Here is a 515-nt window from a genome sequence, read left to right as displayed (position 1 = left end):
TATAAATCCTGCAGAATCAGGACGAGACTCAACCGATCTGACTCGTAAAGAAGCCACTATCACTTTAACGCAATTGATTTGGGATGGCTCTGCCACTCTTAATGATATGGACCGTACTGCTGCAGATGCAGAATCTGTGCGATACCAACTACTTGCGGATGCGCAAGACACTGCGTTGGAAGTGACTAAGGTGTACTTAGATTCTGTTAAAGCGTATGAAATTCTTTCTCTTTCAGAGAACAACCTGAAAGTTCATAAGAAAATTTATGAAGACATTAAAAAACGTGTCAACTCAGGTATCGGCTCGACCGCAGACCTGACTCAAGTTGAGGCGCGTTTAGCAAAAGCGCACGGTAACTTAGTTGCGGCTCAAAATAACCTGTTTGATAGCCAAACGATGTTTACGCGTCTTGTCGGACAATCGCCACAAGGATTGATCTTCCCACGCGCGGATCAAAACTTCATCCCATACACAATCGATGAAGCGATTGACTTGGCATTTGAATCTCACCCTG

The 515-nt window shown here is 44.3% G+C and carries 1 protein-coding gene; it reads left to right on the top strand.

Annotation, left to right across the window (positions count from 1 at the left end):
* Positions 1–515: TolC family protein (locus tag R7Z77_RS28505; protein ID WP_318137455.1), on the top strand; the 515-nt coding region annotated here is incomplete at both ends.

It is taken from the genome of Vibrio sp. 1401 (genome assembly GCF_033340295.1).
Note: the sequence above shows the minus strand (reverse complement) of the source record. Positions and strands in the feature narration are given on the sequence as shown.